The 23260-nt window shown below is 71.8% G+C and carries 18 protein-coding genes and 1 pseudogene; 5 read left to right on the top strand and 14 right to left on the bottom strand.

The features are described 5' to 3' along the window. Positions 1-82 precede the first annotated feature (82 nt). A complete protein-coding gene (locus ABZ464_RS49455) occupies positions 83-1501 on the top strand; it encodes an NAD(P)/FAD-dependent oxidoreductase (RefSeq protein WP_359289075.1) in 1419 nt (472 codons plus the stop codon). A 1-nt stretch (position 1502) separates the two neighbouring features. On the opposite strand, the gene ABZ464_RS49450 is transcribed toward ABZ464_RS49455, so the two are convergent. Next, positions 1503-2147, bottom strand: a complete 645-nt coding sequence (locus tag ABZ464_RS49450) for a peptide deformylase (protein WP_359289073.1) — start codon at positions 2145-2147, stop codon at positions 1503-1505. Between the two features lie 132 nt (positions 2148-2279). On the opposite strand from ABZ464_RS49450, the gene ABZ464_RS49445 reads away from it, so the two are divergent. After that, a complete protein-coding gene (locus tag ABZ464_RS49445) occupies positions 2280-3689 on the top strand; it encodes a PepSY domain-containing protein (protein WP_359289071.1) in 1410 nt (469 codons plus the stop codon). Between the two features lie 90 nt (positions 3690-3779). Here ABZ464_RS49445 and ABZ464_RS49440 read toward each other — a convergent pair whose 3' ends face one another. From ABZ464_RS49440 to ABZ464_RS49430, 3 genes are read right to left on the bottom strand one after another with little or no spacing between them, the layout of a single operon-like run. Beyond that, the gene (locus ABZ464_RS49440; protein WP_359289091.1) at positions 3780-4157 is read right to left on the bottom strand and encodes a tetratricopeptide repeat protein; all 378 of its coding nucleotides are present in this window, start codon (positions 4155-4157) and stop codon (positions 3780-3782) included. Positions 4158-4213: 56 nt separating this feature from the next. Beyond that, entirely contained in the window at positions 4214-4693 is a 480-nt protein-coding gene (locus tag ABZ464_RS49435; protein WP_359289069.1) for a MarR family transcriptional regulator, read from the bottom strand. A 52-nt stretch (positions 4694-4745) separates the two neighbouring features. After that, on the bottom strand, positions 4746-5279 hold the full coding sequence (locus ABZ464_RS49430) for a MarR family transcriptional regulator (protein WP_359289067.1): 534 nt from the start codon (positions 5277-5279) through the stop codon (positions 4746-4748). A 39-nt stretch (positions 5280-5318) separates the two neighbouring features. Between ABZ464_RS49430 and ABZ464_RS49425 the strand changes: the two genes are divergently transcribed. After that, positions 5319-6224, top strand: a complete 906-nt coding sequence (locus ABZ464_RS49425) for an EamA family transporter (protein WP_359289065.1) — start codon at positions 5319-5321, stop codon at positions 6222-6224. Positions 6225-6351: 127 nt separating this feature from the next. Here the strand turns inward: ABZ464_RS49425 and ABZ464_RS49420 are convergent, their stop codons facing one another. Next, a complete protein-coding gene (locus ABZ464_RS49420) occupies positions 6352-8514 on the bottom strand; it encodes a transglycosylase domain-containing protein (RefSeq protein ID WP_359289063.1) in 2163 nt (720 codons plus the stop codon). Between the two features lie 464 nt (positions 8515-8978). On the opposite strand from ABZ464_RS49420, the gene dacB reads away from it, so the two are divergent. Beyond that, on the top strand, positions 8979-10193 hold the full coding sequence (dacB, locus tag ABZ464_RS49415) for a D-alanyl-D-alanine carboxypeptidase/D-alanyl-D-alanine-endopeptidase (RefSeq protein ID WP_359289061.1): 1215 nt from the start codon (positions 8979-8981) through the stop codon (positions 10191-10193). 281 nt (positions 10194-10474) lie between these two features. Here dacB and ABZ464_RS49410 read toward each other — a convergent pair whose 3' ends face one another. From ABZ464_RS49410 to ABZ464_RS49380, 7 genes are all read right to left on the bottom strand, one after another. After that, a complete protein-coding gene (locus ABZ464_RS49410) occupies positions 10475-11365 on the bottom strand; it encodes a hypothetical protein (RefSeq protein WP_359289059.1) in 891 nt (296 codons plus the stop codon). Between the two features lie 119 nt (positions 11366-11484). Then, positions 11485-12486 (bottom strand): hypothetical protein, encoded by a 1002-nt coding sequence (locus ABZ464_RS49405; protein WP_359289057.1) that lies wholly within the window; start codon positions 12484-12486, stop codon positions 11485-11487. A gap of 26 nt (positions 12487-12512) precedes the next feature. Then, a complete protein-coding gene (locus tag ABZ464_RS49400) occupies positions 12513-13793 on the bottom strand; it encodes a transporter (protein WP_359289055.1) in 1281 nt (426 codons plus the stop codon). 3 nt (positions 13794-13796) lie between these two features. Beyond that, complete coding sequence (locus tag ABZ464_RS49395) at positions 13797-14405, bottom strand: hypothetical protein (protein WP_359289053.1); 609 nt, start codon at positions 14403-14405, stop codon at positions 13797-13799. Then, positions 14402-16531, bottom strand: a complete 2130-nt coding sequence (locus tag ABZ464_RS49390) for a hydantoinase/oxoprolinase family protein (protein ID WP_359289051.1) — start codon at positions 16529-16531, stop codon at positions 14402-14404. Before ABZ464_RS49390 ends, ABZ464_RS49395 begins: the two co-directional genes overlap by 4 nt. A gap of 97 nt (positions 16532-16628) precedes the next feature. Further along, complete coding sequence (locus ABZ464_RS49385; RefSeq protein ID WP_359289049.1) at positions 16629-18227, bottom strand: FAD-dependent oxidoreductase; 1599 nt, start codon at positions 18225-18227, stop codon at positions 16629-16631. Between the two features lie 74 nt (positions 18228-18301). Continuing rightward, positions 18302-19399 carry a LacI family DNA-binding transcriptional regulator gene (locus tag ABZ464_RS49380; protein ID WP_359289047.1) on the bottom strand — a complete coding sequence of 366 codons (1098 nt, stop codon included), beginning with the start codon at positions 19397-19399 and terminating at the stop codon, positions 18302-18304. A gap of 282 nt (positions 19400-19681) precedes the next feature. Between ABZ464_RS49380 and ABZ464_RS49375 the strand changes: the two genes are divergently transcribed. Further along, positions 19682-21019 carry a cytochrome P450 gene (locus ABZ464_RS49375; RefSeq protein ID WP_359289089.1) on the top strand — a complete coding sequence of 446 codons (1338 nt, stop codon included), beginning with the start codon at positions 19682-19684 and terminating at the stop codon, positions 21017-21019. 65 nt (positions 21020-21084) lie between these two features. Here ABZ464_RS49375 and ABZ464_RS49370 read toward each other — a convergent pair whose 3' ends face one another. Beyond that, the gene (locus ABZ464_RS49370; protein ID WP_359289045.1) at positions 21085-23124 is read right to left on the bottom strand and encodes a beta-galactosidase; all 2040 of its coding nucleotides are present in this window, start codon (positions 23122-23124) and stop codon (positions 21085-21087) included. 41 nt (positions 23125-23165) lie between these two features. Next, positions 23166-23260: pseudogene (locus ABZ464_RS49365) on the bottom strand (carbohydrate ABC transporter permease); the annotation flags it as partial.

Below are 23260 nucleotides of genomic sequence, written 5' to 3'. Positions count from 1 at the left end.
CTGCACAACGCGGCCCGACGAGCGCGTATTCCGCGCCCCTACCCGTGTGGCCACCGCGCACACCACCCACCAGACTGACCCCATGACGGAATCGGAAACCATCGCCTACGACGTCGTGGTGCTCGGGGCCGGGCCCGTGGGGGAGAACGTGGCCGACCGCACCCGTGCGGCCGGCCTCACCACCGCGGTCGTGGAGAGCGAGCTGATCGGCGGCGAGTGCTCGTACTGGGCCTGCATGCCCAGCAAGGCCCTGCTGCGCCCGGTCATCGCCCGGGCCGACGCCCGGCGGCTGCCCGGCCTGCGCCAGGCCGTCCAGGGCCCCCTCGACGCGGCCGCTGTCTTCGCCCGCCGCAACTGGTTCACCGGCGACTGGACGGACGACGGCCAGGCCGACTGGATCGCCGGCATCGGCGCCGACCTGTACCGGGGCCACGGCAGACTGGCCGGCCCGCGCACGGTGACGGTCGGGGACCGGACGCTCACCGCCCGGCACGCCGTGGTCCTCTCCACCGGCACCCGCGCCGTTCTGCCCCCGCTGCCGGGCCTCGCCGAGGTACGGCCCTGGACCAGCCGCGAGGCCACCAGCTCCCAGACCGTGCCCGGCCGGCTCGTCGTGGTCGGCGGCGGAGTCGTCGCCACCGAGATGGCCACCGCCTACCAGGCCCTCGGCTCCCGGGTCACCGTCCTCGTGCGCGGCAAGGGCCTGCTGAACCGCATGGAGCCCTTCGCCGGCGAACTCGTCGCCGAGGCGCTCACCGAGGCCGGCGCGGACGTCCGCACCGGGACCTCGGTGGAGTCGGTGACCCGCACGGACGGCACCGTCACGGTCGTCACCGACGGCGGCGACCGCATCGAGGCCGACGAGATCCTCTTCGCCACCGGCCGCGCCCCGCGCACCGACGACATCGGCCTCGACACCATCGGCCTGGAACCCGGCTCCTGGCTCACCGTCGACGACAGCCTGCGCGTCGCCGGCACCGACTGGCTGTACGCGACCGGCGACATCAACCACCGCGCCCTCCTCACCCACCAGGGCAAGTACCAGGCCCGGATCGCGGGCGCCGCCATCGCCGCCCGCGCCGCCGGCACCCTCCTGGACGGCGCCGATCCCTGGAGCGCCCACGCCGCGACGGCCGACCACGAGACCGTCCCCCAGGTCGTCTTCACCGACCCGGAGGCCGCCGCGGTCGGTCTCTCGCTCGCCGAGGCCGAACAGGCCGGGTACCGGGTGCGCGCCGTCGACGTCGACATGTCCTCGGTGGCCGGTGCGGGCCTGTACGGCGAGGGCTACAAGGGCCGCGCCCGGATGGTCGTCGACCTGGAGGAGGAGATCCTGCGCGGGGTCACCTTCGTCGGCCCGGGCGTCGGCGAACTGATCCACTCGGCGACCGTCGCCGTCGCCGGCCGCGTCCCGATCGCCCGCCTCTGGCACGCGGTCCCCTCCTACCCGACCCTCAGCGAGGTCTGGCTGCGGCTGCTGGAGGCGTTCCGGGACAACTGAGCTACGGCAACGGGAAGTTCAGGGCCGCGGCCGCCGCCGACGGCGTCGGCTGGGCCCACCGCTCCAGCACCGCCTGGTTGGCGGAGAGGGAGCGCAGCTCGGCGCGGTCGAGGTACAGGGTGCCGTCGAGGTGGTCCGTCTCGTGCTGGACGATCCGGGCGGGCCACCCGCCGAACACCTCGTCCAGCGCCCGCCCGTGCTCGTCCTCACCCGTCAGCCGCACCTCGGCGGCCCGGGCCACCACCGCCTGGTAGCCGGGCACGCTCAGACAGCCCTCGAAGAACGCGGCACGGACCGGACCGACCGGCTCGTACGACGGGTTCACCAGCACCCGGAACGGCTGCGGCACCCGGCCGCGGGCCACCCGCACCTCCTCCGGCACCGGCGCCGGGTCCTCGATCACCGCGATCCGCAGCCCCACGCCGACCTGCGGCGCGGCCAGCCCGACACCGGGCGCCGCGTGCATGGTGACGCGCAACGCCTCGACGAACCGGGCCAATAGAGCCGGGCCGAGCTGACCGTCGTAGCGCTCGGTACCGGCGCGCAGGACGGGGTCGCCCGCCGCGACGATCGGCAACGGGCCGCCCGGGGCGAGGAGTTCCTCGACGCGGTCGGCAAGGGGCGTACGGGGACTGGGAGCTGCCATCGGGCCAGCATGCCACGACAGACGCCCGTGTGACGCAGGTCACGAGAACTCGCGGGAACTCACGCATCGCGCGATCCGACTACTGGACCGTCCCGGCTCAACACGTCCCCCCGACCCCGGAGTAGCCCGCCGATGACCACCGCTCCCTCGACTACGACAGACGAGGCCCCCGAGGCAGCCCCGGCCCCGGCGCCCAAGTCCCCCGGTCTGTGGGCCCCGTTGCGCCCCCTGGTCCTGCGCCTGCACTTCTACGCGGGTGTCCTCGTCGCTCCGTTCCTGCTGGTGGCCGCCGTCACCGGGCTCCTGTACGCGGGCTCGTTCCAGGCCGAGAAGCTCCTCTACGCGCATGAGATGACCGTGCCCGTCGGCGACACCAAGCTGCCGATATCCGAGCAGGTGGCCGCCGCCCGGAAGGCCCACCCCGAGGGCACCGTCTCGGCGGTGCGGCCCTCCCCGGAGGGCGACGCCACCACCCGCGTGATGCTCTCCGGCGTCGAGGGCGTCGACCCCGAGCACACCCTCGCCGTGTTCGTCGACCCGTACACCGCCAAGGTGCGCGGCGCGCTGGAGCAGTACGGCTCGACGGGCGCCCTGCCGGTGCGCACCTGGATCTCCGGGCTCCACCGCAACCTCCACCTCGGCGAAAGCGGCCGTCTCTACAGCGAGTTCGCCGCGAGCTGGCTCTGGGTGATCGCGGCCGGCGGCATCGCGCTGTGGTTCTCCCGCCGCCGCGCCCTGCGCAAGGTCCGCGGCACCAGCGGCCGGCGCCGCACCCTCGGACTGCACGGCACGGTCGGCGTCTGGGCCGCCGCGGGCTTCATCTTCCTGTCGGCGACCGGGCTGACCTGGTCCACCTACGCCGGCGCCAACATCGACGAACTGCGCACCTCCCTCAAGCAGGCCACCCCTTCCGTCTCGGCCGCGGTGAGCGGTGGCGGCGAGCACGCCGGCCATGAAGCGGCCTCCGGCTCGGGCGGCGACGGCGAGCACGGCGTCGGCCTCGACAAGGTCCTCGCCGCCGCGCGCGCCGAGGGGCTGGGCGACCCGGTCGAGATCGTCCCGCCCGCCGACGCCTCCTCGGCGTACGTCGTGAAGCAGGTGCAGCGCAGCTGGCCCGAGAAGCAGGACGCCGTCGCGATCGACCCGGCCACCGGCGAGGTCACCGACACCGTGCGGTTCGCCGACTACCCGATCCTCGCCAAGCTGACCCGCTGGGGCATCGACCTGCACACCGGCACCCTCTTCGGGCTGGTCAACCAGATCGCGCTGATGCTGCTGGCGCTCTCCCTGATCCTGCTGATCGTGTGGGGCTACCGCATGTGGTGGCAGCGCGGCCGCGGCTCCGCCTTCGGCCGCCCGATCCCGCGCGGCGCCTGGGCGCAGGTCCCGCCGTACGTCCTGGTCCCGCTGATGGCGGCGGTCGCCGTGCTCGGCTACTTCGTCCCGCTCCTCGGCATCCCGCTCGCCGGTTTCCTGGTGGCGGACGTGATCCTCGGCGAGCTGGCCCACCGACGCCAGGCGAGGGCGAAGGCGCAGGCCTGAGCCCGCGCACGCACACGGGAGCGGCCCGGCGGTGAAGTCCACCACCGGGCCGCTCCCGTGTCATGAGCCGGACCGGCCGGATCGGCCGGTTCAGTCCTCCGGGAAGTCCCCGGCCAGTGCCGAGGCGATCCGCAGATGCGGGCCCGCCTCCGTGTGCCGCCCCTGGCGCTCCAGGGTGCGGCCCAGCATCAGCCGGGCGTAGTGCTCCACCGGGTCGCGCTCCACGATCAGCCGCAACTCGGTCTCGGCGCGGCGCAGTTGGGCCGAGTGGTAGTAGGCGCGGGCCAGCAGCAGCCGGGGTCCGGTCTGCTCCGGCACCTCCTCGACCAGCGGCGCCAGCACCCGCGCCGCGGCGGTGTAGTCCCGCGCGTCGAAGAACAGCTGTGCGCGCTCCCAGCGCTCGGCCGGGGTTCCGTGGGCGTAGTACGCGGACTCGTTCGTCGCGTCGAACCCCGTGCCGTATGTCATGTTCACTCGTGACCTCCTTCGAGGCCGTCAACCGGAGGTGGTGGTTGAATATTCCACTACCCCTGGGTGGTGTCTTCGGGGGCCGGACCGAGCGGTACGTCGAGCAGGACCGCGAGTTCCTCGCTGAACGCCCGCGTCCGCTCGCCGTCCAGCCCGCCGAGCGGCTCCAGCAGCCGCTCCAGCAGCCCCTGTACGACCTTGACGGCCTGCAGGGTGACCTCCTCGCCCCGCTCGGTGAGGGCCAGTTGCACCGCGCGGGGGTCCCGGGGGTCCCGGGTCCGCTCGATCAGACCGGCGGACTCCAGGGCGCGGGCGAGCTTCGAGACGTAGAGCGGCTCGAGGCCGGTGTGGTCGGCGAGCCGGCGCTGGCTGGGGCGTTCACCGGCGCGCTGCATGCCGTACAGCGACGACACCAGGGAGTACTGCGCGTGGGTGAGTCCGAGCGGCGCCGTCGCCCGGTCCACCGCCACCCGCCACTTCGTCGACAGCCGCCACACCAGAAAGCCGGGCGTGGCCCGCTCGGAACCCTTGCTCATGGCCGATAGGTTACATGGCTACTATCCGGGGGCCGGCGCGGCCCGTGCTGGGTCAGTCGGTGCCGACTGTGCCGGTGCCCGGGTGTTCCATCCGGCCGAGCCAGGCGGTGAGCAGCGTCTCGAGCGAGGCGGCCTCGGCGGGCGTCAGCAGGTCCAGCAGGCGCCGTTCGTTGTGCATGTGGTCGGTGAAGGCCCGGTCGATCAGTTCGCGGCCGGGCTTGGTGAGGGCGACGATCCGGCCGCGCTGGTCGTCGGCGGAACGGCGGCGGGTGACGAGCCCGGCCCGCTCCAGCCGGTCGATCCGCTTCGTCATCGCGCCGGTGGTGACCATGGTGTGCGCCGCGAGCTCGCCGGGCGCCCGCTCGTACGGCTCACCGGCGCGGCGCAGTGCGCAGAGCACGTCGAACTCTCCCTCGCCGAGGCCGTAGCGGCCGTAGATCAGACAGAGTTCCTCGGTGAGCCGGTCGGCCAGGCGGTGCAGCCGGCCGATCACTCCCTGCGGGCTCACGTCCACGTCCGGGCGCTCCCGGCGCCAGTCGGCCTGGATGCGGGCCACGCGGTCCGGCGGTTCACCGTTCTGGTCCATGCGCCCATAATAGCTTCCCGGGAAGTTATATTGGCTTCCATGGAAGCCAATGTGCGCTGGGTAGCCCTGACCGCGGTCGCGCCGGTGGCCTGGGGTGCCACCTACTTCGTCACGCACGAGTTCCTGCCGGCCGACCGCCCCCTCTGGGGAGCCGCCCTGCGGGCGCTGCCCGCCGGGCTGGTCCTGCTGGCCCTGTGCCGACGGCGGCCGCACGGCGCGTGGTGGTGGCGGTCCGCCGTGCTCGGGCTGCTCAACATGAGCGTGTTCTTCGTCCTCGTCTACGCCGCTTCCCAGCTGCTTCCGACGAGCGTCGCCTCGACCGTGATGGCGCTGTCCCCGCTCACGATGATGCTCATCGCCTGGCCCCTGGTGGCCGAGCGGCCCCGGGGCACGCATCTGGCCGGCGCCGCCATCGGACTGGTCGGGGTCTGCCTCATGCTGCTCACGGGGGCGGAAGCGGCGAGCGTGCCGGGAGTGCTCGCCTCGGCCGCCGCCCTGCTGGTGTCGTCCTTCGGCCACATCCTCGCCAAACGCTGGAGCACCGGCACCGATGTGCTCGCCTCGACCGCCTGGCAGCTCACGGCCGGAGGCCTGTTCCTGCTCCCGGTGGCCGCAGCGGTGGAAGGCCCTCCACCCGCCGCCTCCACCCCGACCCTGCTCGCCTTCGCCTACGTCTCCCTCATCGCCACCGCCCTGGCCTTCGTCGCCTGGTTCACCGGGCTACGGCATCTGCCGGCGGGCACGGTCGGCCTGATCGGACTGCTCAACCCCGTGACCGGCGTCCTGCTCGGCACGGCGATCGCAGGCGAGGCGCTGACCGTCCGCCAACTGGCCGGCCTGACCCTGGTCCTCTCCGGAGTCACCCTGAGCCGCCCCCGCCGCGCACCTCACCGCAGGGAAGAGGGTGACGCCCGACGGCGTCGCGAGCGCGTCCTGGGACAGTGAGTTCTGGGCGCGCGCGCATCCACACTCGTCCTGGCCGGTGCGCTCGACCAGCTGCCCTGTGTCCGCGGTCTGGGGCTCTCGTGCTGGACGTATTCCCCGCGCAACCCGGCCGAGGGGGTGCATCTGCCTATTCGCCGTCCTGTGACTGTGACTGGGACTGCGACGCGTTCGGCTGTTCGTCCGAAGTGGTCGATGAGCCCCTGCCGTTGGCCATGGGCTCCTTGGACGGCCCGGGCCGGTCCGTTGCTGTCGGATTGACGACCTTCGGTGTCGACGACGCCTCCGCGCCCTGTTCGGGCTTCTCATCCGTCGCGCTTGCGTCCTCGCCCTGTTCGGACGACTGCGTGGGCGGGTCGGGCTCCGCGGGCTTCGTGCGGTTCAGGTCGAAGGTGCCGGTGAAGCCCATGAAACGGGCCCAGATCCGCGGCGGGAAGACATTGCCGCGGATGGAGTCGGCGCCGCCCACGTCAGAGAGGGGGAGGAGCCGGCCCTGGCCGGGCTTGTTGCGGAAGAGGGTGATCGCGGTCGACAGTTCCTTGGTGTAGCCCACGAACCAAGCCGACTTGGTCAGATCGTCGGCGCCGGTGGCCACGGACGCGGAGCCGGGGACGATGGACTGGGTGCCGTTCTGGAGGGCCACGTCCTGCAGCACCCTGGTGACCTTCTCGGCCACCTCGGCTTTGAACGCGACTCGGGGACGCGGGCGATCGAGACCGCCGACCGGCTTGCCGTGCCTGAGCATTCGGGACACCGAGTACGGGTCGTTCTGCTCGCCCGCGTTGGCGAAGGTCGCGTAGGCGTCGGCGACTCGGATGGCGCTGGGTGTCGACGTGCCTATCGGGAAGGTCTGCTCCAGGGGAGCCATGCTGCTCTTCAACAACCCGGCCTTCACCGCAGTGTTCCGGATCGGAACCCAGCCGATGGCCTTGCCCAGTTGGACGAAGGGCGCATGGGCCGAGGTCACCAGAGCGTTTCGCATGTCCGCGAGGCCGGGGGGAGGCGTGTATCCCGAATACTGTATGGGCCGGGCGGGCCGCTCGCCGTCGAGGAAGGCGGCGAGCGCGAAGGGCTTGAACACCGACCCGGCCGCCACACCGGCGGTGTCCGCGTTGTCGGTGAAGTGCTTGGTGGCGTCCGAGCCGCCGTACAGGGCGAGTAGGGCGCCGTCCTCGGGCCGCACGGCGGCGGCGCCGACCTCGACATAGCGATCGGTGGAACGATTCTTCGGGTCGAGGCCCCGGCTGGTGACCTCCTTGACGGCCTGCTGCAGCCGCCGCACCTTGTCCTTCTCGAAGGTGGTGTGGATCCGGTAGCCGCCCCGCGCGAGGTCCCGGTCGGTCAGCCCGGTGCGCTTGCCGATGTAGGCGTTGGCGACGTTGACGAGATAGCCGGTCTGGCCGGCCAGGCTCGTCGCCACCGACGCCTTCTTCGGCTCAGGGAACGTCCGGTACGTGGCCCGCTCCGCCGGGGTCATCCGTCCGACCGCGACCTCACGGTCCAGGATCCAGCTCCAACGCGCCACCGCGCGGGCGTGGTTGGCCGCGCTGAGCGAGGGGTCGTACTGTTCCGAGCCCTTCAGCGTGGACGCCAGCATCGCGGCCTGGCTGGGGTCGAGGTCCTTGGCCGGGATGCCGTAGTACGCGTACGCCGCGGCCTGGATCCCGTACGCCTGACGGCCGAACCAGCTGTTGTTGAGATAGCCCTGGAGGATCATGTCCTTGCTCTTGGTCCGGCTCACCTTCAGGGCGATGAAGAACTCCTTGACCTTGCGGGTGTAGGTCTGCTCCTGGGACAGATAGGTGTTCTTCACATACTGCTGGGTGATGGTCGAACCACCCTGGACATCCTCGCCCTTGGCCATGTTGACGACCGCGCGTAACTCACCGGTGAGCGAGACGCCGGGATCGCTGTAGAAGCTCGCGTTCTCCGCCGCCACCACCGCGTTGCGCAGGGAAGCGGGTATCTGGGACAGCGGCACGATCTGCCGGTTCACCGCCCCCACGGCCACCATCTGGCTGCCGTCGGCCCAGTAGTAGACATTGGCCTCCTGCCGTACCGCCGCGTTCTCGTCCGGTATGCCGACCTGCGCGTACACATAGGCGAAGAGCCCGCACAGGCTGCCGACGGACAGCAGAAAGCCCCCGAGGAGCAGCCGCCACGAGGGCAGCCACCGGCGGAGGCCCGTTCTGCCCTGCCGCGGGTAGTCGATCAAGCGCCTGCGGCGGGAGTCGGCCGCACGGTGTTTTCCCGCCGAGGGCGAGGACGGTTTCTGCCACGGGGACTTGCGCATCGTGGGGACTCCTCTTCCGGACAGCCGCCCCGGAAGGCAACGGCATCCGCGGGTGGTCCGCGCTCCGCGCCGCGAACAGGGCGAGAACGCGAACGGTCGTCAGGAGAGGCTGGCGAGGCCATGTGATCGCACCTGGTTCTGAAGGTCACGAGACCGTAACGGCGGGCATGAGGCGTCTCGCCGCGCCCGCCCCCTCTCGCGCAACACCCGTCCCGGAGACCGCGGTTACAGAACCGAGACGAAACGAACCTGGGACGGTCTTCGGCCGGTGATCACATGTTCGCCCTACGGGACGGACCCGGGCCGGCAGGGCCGCCGGACGGCTGGCAGGGGCCCGCCGGACAGGCGTGGCCCCGTTCTTTCGGGGCCGGTGACCGATCGGCGAAGGCGAAGGAGAGAAGGCATTGGGCAGGCATGCACTTCCGCGTGGCAGGAACGGGAGTTACGGGAGGACGGTCCAGCGGGTGGCCGTGATCGCGGCTCCGGTGGTGGCCGCGATCACGGTGACCGCCACCTCCGCCTCGGCGGCGAGCGGCCTGACGGCGGCCGACAAGGCGATGGCCGGGAAGCTGAACCAGCGGGTGGGCGCCGCCGAGTTGGGCACCAATGTGGTGGGCGAGGTCCGGGACGTCGCCTCGGGGCAGACGGTGTGGTCCAAGAACGGCACGAAGGGGCTGATGCCCGCGTCCACCAACAAACTGGCGACCGCGGTCGCCGCGCTCACCGTGCTGGGTCCCGGTCACACTGTGCAGACCAAGGCCGTCTACCGTTCCGGCGCGGTGTATCTGGTCGGCGGCGGCGATCAGCAGCTCAGCTCCGCCGACCTGAAGAGTCTCGCCACGGCCACCGCCAAAACCCTGAAGGCCAAGGGCCACCGCTCGGTGCGGCTGATGTTCGACGACCACCTGTTCGCCGCCCCGAGTCTCGCCACCGGCTGGAACAGCGGTTACTACCCGGACACCGTCGCTCCGGTACGGGCCCTGCGGATCGCGGGGGACGAGACCCAGGACACCGCGCTCGCCGCCACCAAGTACTTCGCCCAGCAGCTCACCGCGAACGGCATCACGGTGGGAAAGCCCGCACGCGCCAAGACACCGTCGGGCAGCACGGCTCTGGCCTCCCACAAGTCCAAGCCGCTGTCGACGACCGTGCAGTACATGCTCAAGTACAGCGACAACGACATCGCCGAGGGCCTGCTGCGGCTCACCGCGCTCGGCCAGAAGCGGGCAGCCACCTTCGCGGGCGGCACCGCCGCGGTCCGCGCCGTGCTCGTCAAGTACGGGATACCGCTCACCGGTGTGAAGCTGTACGACGGCAGCGGCCTGTCCCGCAGCGACCGGATGACCGCCGACGCGCTCTCCGCCATCGCCGGGCTGGCCGTCGACACCCGCTACCAGGCCAAGCTGTGGCCGATCCTGAAGGGGCTGCCGGTGGCGGGCGTCGACGGCACCCTCAGCACCTCCTACGACCGTTTCACCACCGCACCCGCCTCCTGCGCCGTGGGAGAGGTCGACGCCAAGACCGGCTCCCTGACGGGTGTGTCCGCCCTGGCCGGGGTCACCAAGGGCGCGGACGGCCGCTGGAAGAGCTTCGCGTTCGTCGAGAACGGCGTGTCACCCACCGCCACCGTCAAGCACGCGCTGGACGGCCTCGCCGCCACGGTCGAGGGCTGCTGGTAGCAGCGACCGCAGCACCGGCGAAGCCGCCGGCGGCCCCTTTCCTCCCCGGCCGATGACGAGGCCGGGGAGGAACCCCCGGCCTGGGGCGGCCCGCCGGCGCCGGACAAGCCGCCGGCCAAGGCCTACGCCGACGCGGCCGGGGCGCCGGCGGAGGTGGACGACAACCCGATCATCCGCAGCCCGAGCAGCGCGGGCACCGGCCAGCCCGTCGACTTCGCGTGCTTCAAGGGCTTCCTCCACGATGTGCGTGGCCCGTCCACCGGCTCTCCGTGAGGTGCGGCTCAGTTGGCGTCGCGGATGCTGGTCGCGATGCCGTTGCTGATCACGACCTCCGCGTCGAAGCCCTTCTTGGCGGCCTTCTCCAGTTGGGCTTCGGTGCACTCGACGCCGCCCTCACCGCCCGGCCCGGTGTTCACGGCGTCGCAGATGTCGTCGTAGCCCACGATCTTGGTGTCCTCGGAGACGAAGAACTCCTGCTCGGTGCCCTTCGAGTCGGAGACCGTGTACGTGCCCGGCGCCAGGTAGGAGACGACGCCGAACCAGGTTCCCGAGACGCCCTTGGTGGAGCCGGACGACGAACTGGAGCCCGAACCCGAGCCGGAGGACCCGGAGGACGAGGACCCGGAGGACGAGGAGCCGGAGGACGAGGAGCCGGAGGACGAGGAGCCGGAGGACGAGGACCCGGACGACGAGGACCCGGAGGACGAGGAGCCGGACGACCCGGAGCCGGTGCTCTGCTGGGTGGCGGGCCGCTCGGTCACCAGGGTCGCCGTCCCGTTCGTCATCTCCACGTCGGCACTGACGGCGCCCTTCTTGGTGGCCGCTGCCAACTGGTCCAGCGTGCAGGGCGCGTCCGCCTCGGAGCTCGCCTCGCCGCATATCGTGCCGGCGCCGTAGACCTTGGTGTCGTCGGCCACCAGGAACTGCTGGTCGTCCTTGCCCGTCACGGACACGATGTACTCGCCCGCGGCGAGATAGGTGACCTTGCCGTCCTTGAACGTACCGCTGACGCCCTTGGAGGTCTTGGAGCCCGCCGCGTTCGCCGCGTCCGCCGACGCTCCCGTTCCGCTCGTGTCGGACGAGGCGTCGGTGCCGTTCTGGCACGCCGTCATCAGCAGTCCGGCTGTGATCGCGGCGGTGGCGACAACGGCGGTGCGCAGGTGGCGGTTCATCAGGGGTGGTTCCTTCCGAGTGGTGCTGACAGCAGGGCGCCGGCGGCGTTGTGCGCCGGCGTCCCGTTCTTGTGCTGGGTATGGGGTGTTGGGGAGTCGCGGGGAGTCGGCCCGCCGGGTCAGCCCCGGGCCACGGCGATGGATCCCGCGAGCCGCTCTCCCGCCTCGTAGATCATGTACGGGACGCCGCCGTCGGTGCCGAAGGCAGGCGCCGCGGCGCGTCCGTTCTCCGGGGCCGCGCTGCGCGAGTTGTAGAAGACGCCGAGGTGGTTGCGCTTGCTGAAGTCGTTGCCGACTTCGGTGATCATGATGTCGCCGCCGCTGGACTTGTCCTTGTTGTAGACGACATAGGTGCTGTCGTCGCGGTGGAGGAGGTGCGGACCGCCGACGTTGACGGCGCCGACGTCGCTGTGCCGGATCAGCGGCTGCTGGTCGAACGTCCAGTCGCGGCCGTCCGCGGACCAACCCCAGTGGATGTCACGGTGGTTGGTGGTGTTGTTGAGCATGAAGACCATCACGTAGCGGGCACCGCGTGCGGGCAGGTCGTGACGGAAGACCCGGGCGTACGACGTCTCCGTGGTGCCCGCCGGGAGCATGGACGCCGACAGCACGACCTTGTCGTACGTGAAGTTGATCCCGTCGGCCGAGCGGGCCAGCCGGGTCGTGGTGTTCTCTCCGTGGAAGTACAGCCAGAACTCCTTGGCGGCCTGGTTCCACAGCACATGGGGCGACGAGACATGGGTGACGGAGTAGTGCGGTGACCACTTGTTGGAGACGATCGGGTTCGACGGGTACTCCGTGAACGGCCCTTCCAGTGAGTCGCCGTAGGCCAGACAGATCCCACCGGGCGCGTCGTGCGGCGCGTAGTACAGGTAGTAGCGGCCGAGCGGGGAGCTCAGCTTGTCGTAGACGCCCCGGACGCACGGGAAGATGATCTCGCCGGTGGGGTTGTACTTGAGCTGGGATGCCGTCAGCAGCGTGCGGACGTAGGTGTAGTCCGGGAAACCGGCGGGCGCGGCGGCGGCGGGCTGGGTGCCCAGGGCGGTCCCGACGGTGAGCGCGGCTCCGGCGGCGGCACCGGCGCGCAGGAAGAGACGCCGGTCGAGGTGTTGCTCGTGCATGGTGGGCTCCGATGGCAGAAGGGGGCTCAGAGGGAGATGGCGGCGGTGACGCACAGGCCGCCGAGGGCGACCGCCCAGACGTACGGCAGGGTGCGCACCATGACCTGTTGGGGAGTGACGCCCGCGTACTGGGCGCTCCACACGGTCTGTGTGCTGGTGGGGTCGGCGACACCGAAGACCTGGTTGTACGAGGTCGCCATGCCGAGGACGGCGGCCGCGGGGTAGATGCCGGTGGCGATGAGGACGCCGGCGATGCCCGCGCCCAGCCCGAACACGTTGAGGGGGCCGCGGTAGAGGCACAGCGGGACGAGGAGAGTGAAGACGAGGACGAACAGCACGGGGTTCTGCGGGCTGACCGCCTTGACGAGCGGTTCGAGCGCGTCGACGGCGCCGGGCAGTTTCACGGCCGCGAGCAGGATGCCGATGGCGATGAACAGGGCGATCGGCGGGGCGGCCACCTCGAAGCCGCCGTACAGGGTGCGCAGCAGCCGCTTGTTCATCTCGCCGGGCCGGGTCGTGGTGACCAGCGTGTACAGGACGCCCGCCGACAGCGAGGGGATGATGGCGACTTCGAGGCCCAGGGCGAGGACGAGCGGGACGGCCGGGGCGAGCAGCGCGTACCAGGGCGCGTCTCCCAGCTCCGCGCGGCGTGAACGGGCCGTCGTGTCCCCGGACGTGAGCGACCAGGCGTGCTCGGTGCCCCGCCGTCGGGTCTCGACCAGGACGAATGCGAGGGCGGCGACCAGGGCGAAGGGGAAGAGCTTCACCATGAAGCCGCGCACGGTCGGTATCGGCAGGTCCAGCGCGGTGGAGAAGAACTGCCACACCGGCAGCTCGAAGGGGATGCCCACGGCGATGCCCATCAGCACCGTGCCCGCGGCGGTCACCCTGGGCACGCCGACGGCGATCATGGCGGGGATGCCGATGATGCCGGCGAGCATGGCGGCGGGTGCCGACCCGGTGACCGTTCCGACGAGGGCGGACACGGCGAGGACACCGAGGGCGACCACGGTCGGGCGGTCACCGCCGAACTCGACGATCTTGCGGACGAGCGTGCCCGCGACACCGGTCTCGTCGAGGAGCTTGCCCAGCCAGGAGCCCAGAATGATCGCGACCACGGTGGCGGCCAGAGCCGGCGCGCCTTCCTGGAGGACGGTGTCCAGCACGCTGTTCTTGCCGGTGAGCGGTGCTCCGGCGAGGAGGGCGATCACGACGGCGAGCAGCACCAGCGCGAAGGCGGTGGGCAGTCTTCGGGTGAGCATCAGGCCGACGCCGGCGGCCATGACGAGGAGGATGACGACACCCATGGGTCAGTTCTCTCTTCTCTGTCTGCCGGGCCGGGTGAGCGCCGTGCGCAGCGCGGCGGTGAGGAGCAGGGGGCTGCGGCCGAGCCCGCAGACGGTTCTGGCGTAGGCGTGGGCGGCGACCTCTTCGGCACCGGCGACATGGCCTGACACGCGGTGGCGGCCGAGGCGCAGCACGGTGTGGCCGAGCGCCCGCTTCAGCGCGGCCTTCGCCGGGCCGTGGTGGAGGTGGGCGTGCACGGCCTCGTGGGCGAGCGCGGCCGCGCGCACCGAGCCCGGCGGGTACCAGGCGCGCCAGCCGAGGGCGTCGACCAGCTCCTCGGCGCGTGCGAGCGTGTCGGTGTAGAGCTCGACGGTCGGGGGTCGTGAGGTGTAGCGGGCGAGCAGCATCCGCTCCAGGCCGTCGTCCCGCTCGATCACGCGCGCGGTGGACGGGACGGGGGCGAGCCGGGACCCGAACGCGTCGGCCCGAGTGGCCCATTGGCGCAGCAGCCGACGGTCGCGGCCCTCGTGGGTGGGCGTGGCGGCCAGGAGCCGGACGGCCCATTCGACGTCGTCGATTGACGCGAGGTCTGTCACATCGGTTTCCCGATGTCCGAGGTGAGGGGTCGTCATGGCCGCTCCTCCAGGACTGCGACCACCGGCTCGTCGGCCGCGCGGGTCCGCAGCTCGGTGTGGGCCAGTGCGAGCAGCGGCTGCGGGTCGAGGACGCCGGACAGGTCGGCGATGCGGGAGCCGAGCAGCAGCCGCAGGGCGGGGGCGCGTACCCCGCCGTCGCCGTACGAGGTGGACTCGCCCACCAGCCGGGCGAGCACCTCGGGGGCGCCGGCCACGGTGGTGCTCTCCACACGGGCGTCGTCGGCGTGGTGGCGTACGACGCCGTCCATGTCGACGATCCGTATGGGGCGGCGGGTCGGCCGCAGACGGCGGTGCGTGTGGGTGCCGTAGACGGTGTGGGTGGCGGTGCCCGCCAGGACGTGGACGTCCGTGGGGTCGGTCCTGAGGCTGGCCGCCGCCGCGCGGAGTCGCTCGGTGGCGTCGGCGAGGTGGGCTCGGTCCTGGGTGCGCAGTTCGGTGGCGCCGGTCGCGACCGCCCGTACGGTGTGGGTCTGCGGGTCGACGGTGACCTCGACCTCGACGGCCTCGGCGGCGGCGCCCTGGGCGACGACCGCCCGCTCCGCCTCGGCGCGGACGGCGAGGATCTGTTCCTGCGAGGCGCCGGGCACGATCCGCTCGATCTGTTCCCGTACGAGCGCGAGGGCGACGCCGAGGGGGCTGATGACCTCGTGGTGGCGGGCGATCCGGCCCTCCATGCCGCTGGTGTGGGCGAGGTGCGGGGTGACGGACGCGGCCCCTCCGCCTCCGCCGACGAGGACGGCCGTGTCCCTGGCAAGGCGGTAGTCGCGCATCATCGCGTCCACCACCGTCTTCACCTGGGCGATTCCTGCGTCGAGGATGCGGGTGGCCGCGGTCGCGACATCGGTGCCGAGCAGGGCGGCCAGCGGTGCGAGCGCCGCGCGCGCGGTCTCCGGGTCGCCGTGGGCGAAGTCGTCCGTGGGGACGCGGCCGAGGGCGTTCGCGGCGCAGGTCATGGTGACGGCGAACCGCCCGCCCGCCGCGTCGAGCACGGCGTAGTCGGCGGGGTCGCCGTCCAGGGGCCGGACGGTGTCCACCGTGGCGCCGCGCAGCTGGTCGGGGGAGGCGAAGCAGGCGTACGGCAGCCCCGCGATATGGGCACTGCGCGGTCCCACGCCCGTCACCCGGCCCTCGCCGATCCGCACCATGGAGCCACCGCCGACGCCGACCGTGCGCACGTCGAGGGCGTTCAGATACGAGGTCCTGCCGAGGACGGTGGCGTGCCGGACGGCGACCCTGCCGCGGCGTACGACGCTGATGTCGGTCGAGGTGCCTCCGGTCTCCAGGAACACGCCCTCGCTCACCCGCTCCCGCAGCAGAGCGCCCGCGACTCCGGCGGCCGGTCCCGACAGCACCGTCAGAAGCGGTCGGCGGCGCATCTCGTCGAGGGCCATCACGCCGCCGTCGCAGCGCATCACCATCAGGGGCGCGGTCACGCCCGCCCTGGTGATGGAGGCCTCGACGAGGCCGGCGGTGGCCAGCATGCGGGGCATGATCGCCGCGTTGACCACGGCGGTGCGGGTGCGCTTGCGCAGCCCGTACAGCGAGGTGATCTCGTGCGCGGCGGTCATCGGCAGCCCGTACGGCCGTGCCGCGTCCAGGACGGCCTGCTCGCCCTCGGGCCGGTCGACGCTGAACGGCTGGCTGGCGACGAGGACTTGAGCGCCCACGTCCTTCAACTGCTCGACGGCGCGGCGGACGGCTGAGGTGTCCTCAGGGTCGGCGACATGCGCGTAGGCCAGCGGGAGCCTTTTGCCGGGGGCGAGTTCGAGCTTGGCGAACGAGGCGAGGCGGCGGGTGAACACCGCTGAGGGGCCGGTCCCGATGCCGATCAGTCCGACGGTCGCCACGTCGCCCTCCAGCAGGGCGTTGGTGGCCTGGGTGGTGCCGTGTGCCAGGAAGGCGACGTCGGTCGGGGCGTGGCCGGTCTGTGCCAGGAGCCGGTCGAGCGCCTCGACGACTCCGTGCGCGACGCCGTCGGCGTGCTGGTGGCTGGTGGGGACCTTGACCTGCCCCAGGAGTTCGAGGGTCGTGGCGTGCACGGCCACGGCGTCGGTGAAGGTTCCGCCCACGTCGATGCCGACGCGGATGCGGGATGGGTTCATGCCAGGGCACCTCCTTGTGCTGGATCGGTTCGCGCGGCCTGCCGCCGGGCACGGCGAAGGGAGCCTCCGCGCCGGGAACTCCCTTCCGGGGGCGTGCTCAGTAGCCGCGTACGTCCGGCCAGTGGCGTTGCACTCCGTCACGGTCGAGCAGCCGCGCGAACTCCTCGAACCGCCGGTCGTCGGCCTGGACCTGGTGCGGCTCGACGTCCTCGGCGACGCAGTGGGCGGCCAGTGCACCGGCGACCTCGCCGACGTTCCACTCGACCGGGTGGAGCCGGTAGCAGCCGTTGGTGATGTGGGTCGTGCCGATGTTCTTGCCCGCGGGCAGCAGATTGCGGACCCGTCGCGGCAGCAGCGCCCCGAGGGGGATCTCGAAGGGCACCGAGCCGATGTCGATGTAGTTGTCGCCGCCGGTCGAGGGATGCAGGTCGATGCGGTACCCGCCCACGCCGACGGAGTCCCGGTGCCGGGTGCCGCCGTACGGACCGACGAGGTCGATCGCCACATCGTGCTCGGTGACCGTGGTGACGGCCTTGATCCGGCGGGACTCGCGGACGTACGCCGCCTTGGCCAGGCCGTCCGCCGTGCCGGTCACGTCCGGGCGGATCCGCAGGCCAGGGAAGCCGGTGCCGCCGTCCGGGCGCGGTGCCTCGGTCTGCAGCCAGTACAGCAGTGACAGCGACAACTGCCGTGCCTCGCGCAGCGCTTCGGCCTGCTGTCCGATGTACGGCTTGAGCCAGTAGTCGTTGAGCGGCCAGTTGACGAGGGTGATGTCGGAATCGAAGGCGCCCGGCGTGTGCAGTTTGCGGGCGAGGACACGGCGAAAGCCCCACAGTTCCTTGTCGCCGGCGTCGGCGCTCTGGTCGGCCAGGACACCGAGCGGGTCGAGATCGGGGTTCGGTACGAAGGTCCGTGGCGTCGGCTCCAGTGTGCGCGGGTCGGGCGCGGTGAAGCCGAGCAGTGGGCCGGGCCAGAACGCGGGCCGGTAGGCGCGCCAGAAGCCGAAGTCCTCCGGCCGGTCGATCGTGTGGTCCTCGCCCTCGTGGTGGGAGAGCGCGAAGCACACCGTGATGCCCTGCTGGTTGAGGGGCTGGGCCTCGTCCGGGGCGTGCGGTTCGTCGAACTCGGCGCGCGACTCGGCCCCGTTCGCGTGCTCGACGCCCGCGAGCCGGAGCAACTCGCCGGTCTCGGTGGCGTCCAGGACATAACGCGCCGTGAGGGTGCGATGCGTCCCGTCGCGCAGGTCCCGCAAGGTCACCGACCGTACGACGTCATCGCCGGACTCGGCGGAGACCGGCCGGTGCTCGGTGAGTACCGTCAGCCGGCCTGCCGCCCGGTGGGGTGCGAGCATGCCCTCCAGGACGGCGAGGGCGACCCTCGGCTCATGGCAGAGCTTGCTGACGCGGCCCGCCCCGGGGTTGAGGTCGGTGAGTGCCAGGGCCTCGGCCCGCAGCGGGTACCAGTGGCGGTAGTACCGCCGGATCTCCTCCCGCAGCCGCCGGTACGAGGCGGTCGTACCGAACCGTTCGACCCACGGGTGTTCGTCGGGCGGTACGGCCTGGCTGGTGAGCTGGCCGCCGATCCAGTCCGTCTCCTCGGTGAGGACGACGCTGCGTCCGGCCCGGCAGGCGGCGAGCGCGGCGGCCACACCACCGAGGCCGCCGCCCACGACGAGGATGTCTGCTTCGGATAACACGGGCTTCCTTGCTACTTAACCAGGTTCATGACAGAAGAGGAGGGAGGAGGGGGGCGGTTCCGTGCGGACCGTGCTCAGCGACCGACAGGCGGCGGTCCGGTCGTCGGGCCCGGCCGGAAGACACAGCCGACGAGCGGCTCGCGCGCCTCCTCTCCCGCGACGAGCGCGGCCAGCAGCCGCACGGCCGCGGCGCCCAACTGCGGCCGTGGAATGTCGAATCCGGTCGGGACGGGCTCGCTCGCCAGATCGGCGGGCGGACTGCCGAGCAGAGCGAGGGACACCTCCCCGGGGCAGTCGAGGCGCGCCTCGCGCACGGCGCAGAGCAGGCCACGCCAGACCGCTCCGGTATCGGTCTCCTCCGCGACGAAGGCCGTCACCCCGTCGTCGGTCCAGGCGCGCAGCAGGTCGGGTGTGAGCTCCCGCTGCGGATCCGCGGACCGGAAGACGCTCGTGGGCCCGGAGGACAGACCCGCCGCCTCCAGCCCTTCCAGGAAGCCGCGCTGACGGTCCGCCGAGGCGAGCGCGTCGTCGTCCTCGCGGACGAGGACGATCCGCCGATGGCCCAACTCGGCCAGATGACCCACGACTTCACGGGTGGCCTCGACATAGTCCGCGCCCACCGATGCCACGCCCTCCAACTCCTCGCGACGGCCCAGGTGCACGACCGGGAAGCCGTCCTCGACCAGCCGCTTGAGCTCCGCCCGGGGCGTGTGCCGCCCCATGAAGAGGCAGCCGTCGGCCAGTCGCACCCGGCCCAGGGCGTCGGGACCCGCGGCCCCCGCGCCGCCGGTGCTCGACCCGGTGAACAGCACCAGGTCGTAGCCGAGCGCCGCCGCCTCGCGCTCCACGCCGACCAGGAAGGGGTAGTACGAGTGCTGTACATCGGTGGGGAACGTGGCGGTGAAGCTGAACACGCCGAGGAGGTTGTTGCGGGCGGCGGCCAGCCGCCGGGCGGCCGGGTCGGGCACGTACCCCAGGCTGCGGGCTGCCTCCAGGACCCGTCGGCGGGTCGCCTCGGAGATGATCCGCCCCTTGCCGTCGGGATTCGGGGAGAGCACCAGGGACACGGTCGCCTGGGACACTCCCGCGACCCGGGCGACCTCGGCCTGCCGTGGGCGTGCCGTACGTCCGGCCGACGCGGGCGTCCGACCGGGCCGCTTCCTGGGTTCCACGGTGCCCTCTCCTCCTCCCGTTAATGCGTATTACGTAATGCGTATGAACGCTGACTGTACCACCCGCCCGGCGGGTCGAAGTCCGAGCGACGGCCCAGCAGGGGGTTCTCTTGAGCGGGGCCCCGTCGTGCGCCGCGGGTGGAGCCTGTTATAGGGTCCCTCCGTCTCCGGCTACCGAGTGAGGGTGTGCTGGTACGCAGAGTGTCGGAGGGGCGGCGCGTGAGGGGGTCTCAGGTGGGCGACGGCGGGTTCGTCGAGCAGGACGAAGCACGGTTGGAGGCGATGACCCTTGAACCGCTCCTGACCCGGGACTACGAGACGCGCCCCTCACTCGTCTACGAGAGGCTCAGGCAGCGGCACGGTCCGGTCGCGCCGGTCGATCTCCTGGGCGTACCCGCCTGGCTGGTCCTGGGCTACCGGGAAGCGCTCGAGGTACTTCAGGACGACAGCGGGTGGCCGAAGGGGCTGGAGAACTGGCGGGCCCGCTCCGAGGGCAGAGTGCCGAGCGACTGGCCGCTCGGGCCCTCTCTGGAGGTCAACCATGTGCTGATCCAGGGCGGTCCTGGGTATCGGCCGCTGCGGATGGCCTGGGACACGGCCCTCAGGCCGTTCCAGGACCCGCGCCACCCCCAGGCGAAGCGGCTGAAGGCGGCTGTCACCGCCTACGCCGACGACCTGATCACCTTGGTGGGCCAGGCCGGAGGCACGGGCCTGGCAGACCTGTCCGCCCAGTTCTCCCGGCCGCTGCCGCTGATGGTGGCCAGCCATCTGCTCGGTTTCCCCGGTTCGCAGGGTGACGACGCGCTGATGGACATGTGGCGCGTGCTCGACGCGGGTCCGGACGCGGAGCCCGCGCTGGAGCGGCTGCTCGCGGCACTGGCTGAACTCGCGGCGGTGAAGCTGAGGACGCCGGGCGACGACTTTCCCTCCTACCTGCTGGCCGCGCACCCCGACCTGTCGCTCGACGAGCTCGCCCGCGAGCTGTTCATGCTGCTGGGCATGACCTCCGACCACGTCGGCATCCTCATATCCAACACGGTGGTCGAGGTTGTCTCGGGCGAGGGAGGCGTGCGTGCCAGCCTGTCCGCCGGGATGGTCCGGGAGACCATGAACCGGGTGGTGATGCGGAAGCCGCCCTTGGTGAACTTCGTACCGCGATTCGCCGCGAAGGACACTCCGCTCGGGAACTACACGATCCGGGCGGGCGACCCTGTATGGGTCTCCTCCTCGGCGGCACACTCCGACCCGCTCTTCGCCGACCACGTGGCGCGGGGCACCACGGTCAGCACCCGAGCGCACCTGTCCTGGGGTGCGGGACCCCGTCAGTGTCCGGCGCGCGAGCTCGCGTCGACGGTCGCCGCCGTCGGAGTGAGCCGGCTGTTCGAGCGCTTCTCCGACCTGGCCCTCGCCCTCCCCGTCGATCAACTGCCCTGGCGTTCCTCGCCCTTCATGCGGGGCTTGCGCTCGCTGCCCGTACGGTACGAACTGGCCGCGCTGCCCGAGCAGCCTCCCGCGCACGCTCTGGTCGAAGAGTCTGCCGGGACGACAGAGCCTGGTCCGATCGCCCGGCAGCGTTCGTCGCTGTGGCGCTATCTGACGGGCCTGATCGGCGTCGGCTGACCCGCGGGGACGACGGAGTCGCCCGCCACGAGGCGCCACGCGACTGTCACCCGTCGTCGGCCAGGTCAGTGTGGCTCGCGTACGACCGCCACACCCCCCGCGGGAACGGTGACCGACCCGGTGACGTCCTTTCCGGTGAGGAGTTCGACGCCCTCGGCGGGAACCTCGGCGCCGCTCCCGCCGTGGTCGATCAGGAACAGGTAGTCGGCGTCGGGGCCGGTGCGCCGGACGGCCTCGACACCGGCCGTCGGGGTGGCCAGGACCGGCTGGACGCCGGCCTCGTCGCAGACGCGGCCGAGCAGGGCGGCGAGCGTCACGGGGTCGGGGCGAGTCGCGATGTACCAGGCGGTCCCGCCACCCGGGGTGTGCCGGGTGACGGCCGGCACGTCCTTCAGCGGCCCGTCGGCGTAGAAAGCGATCGGCTCGGCTCCCGCGAGCCGGACACGCTCGGACCACAGGGTGGCGCAGGCGTCCGGCGGGACCGCCCCGGTGAGCTGCAACGCCTCGCCCGGCAGCAGCGGAAACAGTTCGTCGGCGCGCACCCCGAGGACGTCGCGGAAGGCCCCCGGGTAACCCCCGAGCCGGACGTGGCAGTTCCCGTCCACCGCGCCGCTGTGGAAACCGACGGCCAGCGTGCCGCCGCGCTCGGCGAAGGCGGTGAGGTTCGCGGCGCCCGCGTCGTCCACGAGGTACAGGCTGGGGGCCAGGACCAGCCGGTACGCCGACAGGTCCGCGTCGGGGCGTACGAAGTCCACGGCCACGCCGGCGTGCCACAGGGGCCGGTACCAGTCCCGTACGAGGTCCAGGAAGCGCAGTTCGCCGCTGGGCTGGGACGGCTGTTCCAGGGCCCAGCGGGCGTTCCAGTCCCACACCACCGCGACGTGGGCAATCGTGGTGCTGCCCCGCACTTCGGCCAAGGCCCCGAGGTCCGCGCCGAGTTGGACGACGTCGCGCCAGATCTGGCTGTCGGTGCCGGCGTGCGGAAGCATCGCCGAGTGCCACTGCTCGGCGCCCGCCCTGGCGGCCCGCCACTGGAAGAAGGCGATGCCGTCGGCGCCGCGAGCGACATGGGCGAGGGCGTTGCGGCGCATCTCGCCGGGGAGCTTCGCGCGGTTGACGGGCTGCCAGTTGACCGCTCCGGTGGAGTGCTCCATCAGCAGCCACGGCCCGCCGGCCAGGGAGCGGACCAGGTCGCCGCTGAGGGCGAGGTCGATCTCGGACCCGGGGTCGGTGGACTGCAGGTAGTGGTCGTTGGAGACGATGTCCAACTCCGGCGCCCAGCGCCAGTAGTCCAGCGCGTCGATGCTGAAGTTCACCATGAAGTTGGTGGTGGCGGGGACCGTTGGGGCGACCGCCCGCAGCACCTCCCTCTCTGCCGAGCAGAGCGAGAGAAGTTCGTCTGAGCTGAAGCGGCGCCAGTCCAGCAGATGGGCCGGATTGGGGTCGGCGCCGGTGGCGCGGGGTGGGATGATCTCGTCCCAGTCGTAGTACCACTGACTCCAGAAGGTGGTGCCCCAGGCGTGGTTGAGCGCCTTGAGGTCGTTGGTGTACTTCGCCTTCAGCCATCTGCGGAACGCGTCCGCGCTGGTGTCGCAGTAGCAGGCCGCGTTGTGGCAGCCGTACTCGTTGTGGATGTGCCACATGACGACCGCCGGGTGCTCGGCGTACCGCTCCCCGAGGGCCCGCGCGATCCGCAGGGCGGCCTCGCGGTAGGCCGCGCTGGACGGGCAGAACGTCTGACGGCTGCCGTACGACAGCGTTCGGCCGTCCTTGTCGACCGGCAGCGCCTCCGGATGCCTGCGGAAGAACCAGGCCGGCGGGGCCGCCGTCGGGGTGGCCAGGTCGGCGGCGATGCCGTTCTCGTGCAGCAGATCCAGCAACCGGTCCATGCGGGAGAAGTCGTACCGCCCCTCGGCGGGCTCGAGCAGCGCCCACGAGAAGATGCCGACGCTCACCATGCTGACCCCGGCCTCGGCCATCAGCCGCATGTCCTCGGCCCAGACCTCCTCGGGCCACTGCTCGGGGTTGTAGTCGCCGCCGTAGGCGATACCGGGCACGCGGAGCGCGGACGTGGGCGAACCGTCGGGGGATTTCGGGTGGGTCACTGGAATCGCTTTCGGTATGGGTGAGCGCAAGGAGCCTGTGTTCAGCCCTTGTTGGCGCCCAGGGTCAGGCCGCTGACGAACTGCCGCTGGAGCGCGAAGTACACGATCAGGGTGGGGATCGCGGTGAGGAGGGCGC

Source organism: Streptomyces sp. NPDC005820, assembly GCF_040630255.1.
Lineage (GTDB): Bacteria > Actinomycetota > Actinomycetes > Streptomycetales > Streptomycetaceae > Streptomyces.
This window is presented reverse-complemented; position numbering and strand designations above follow the sequence as displayed.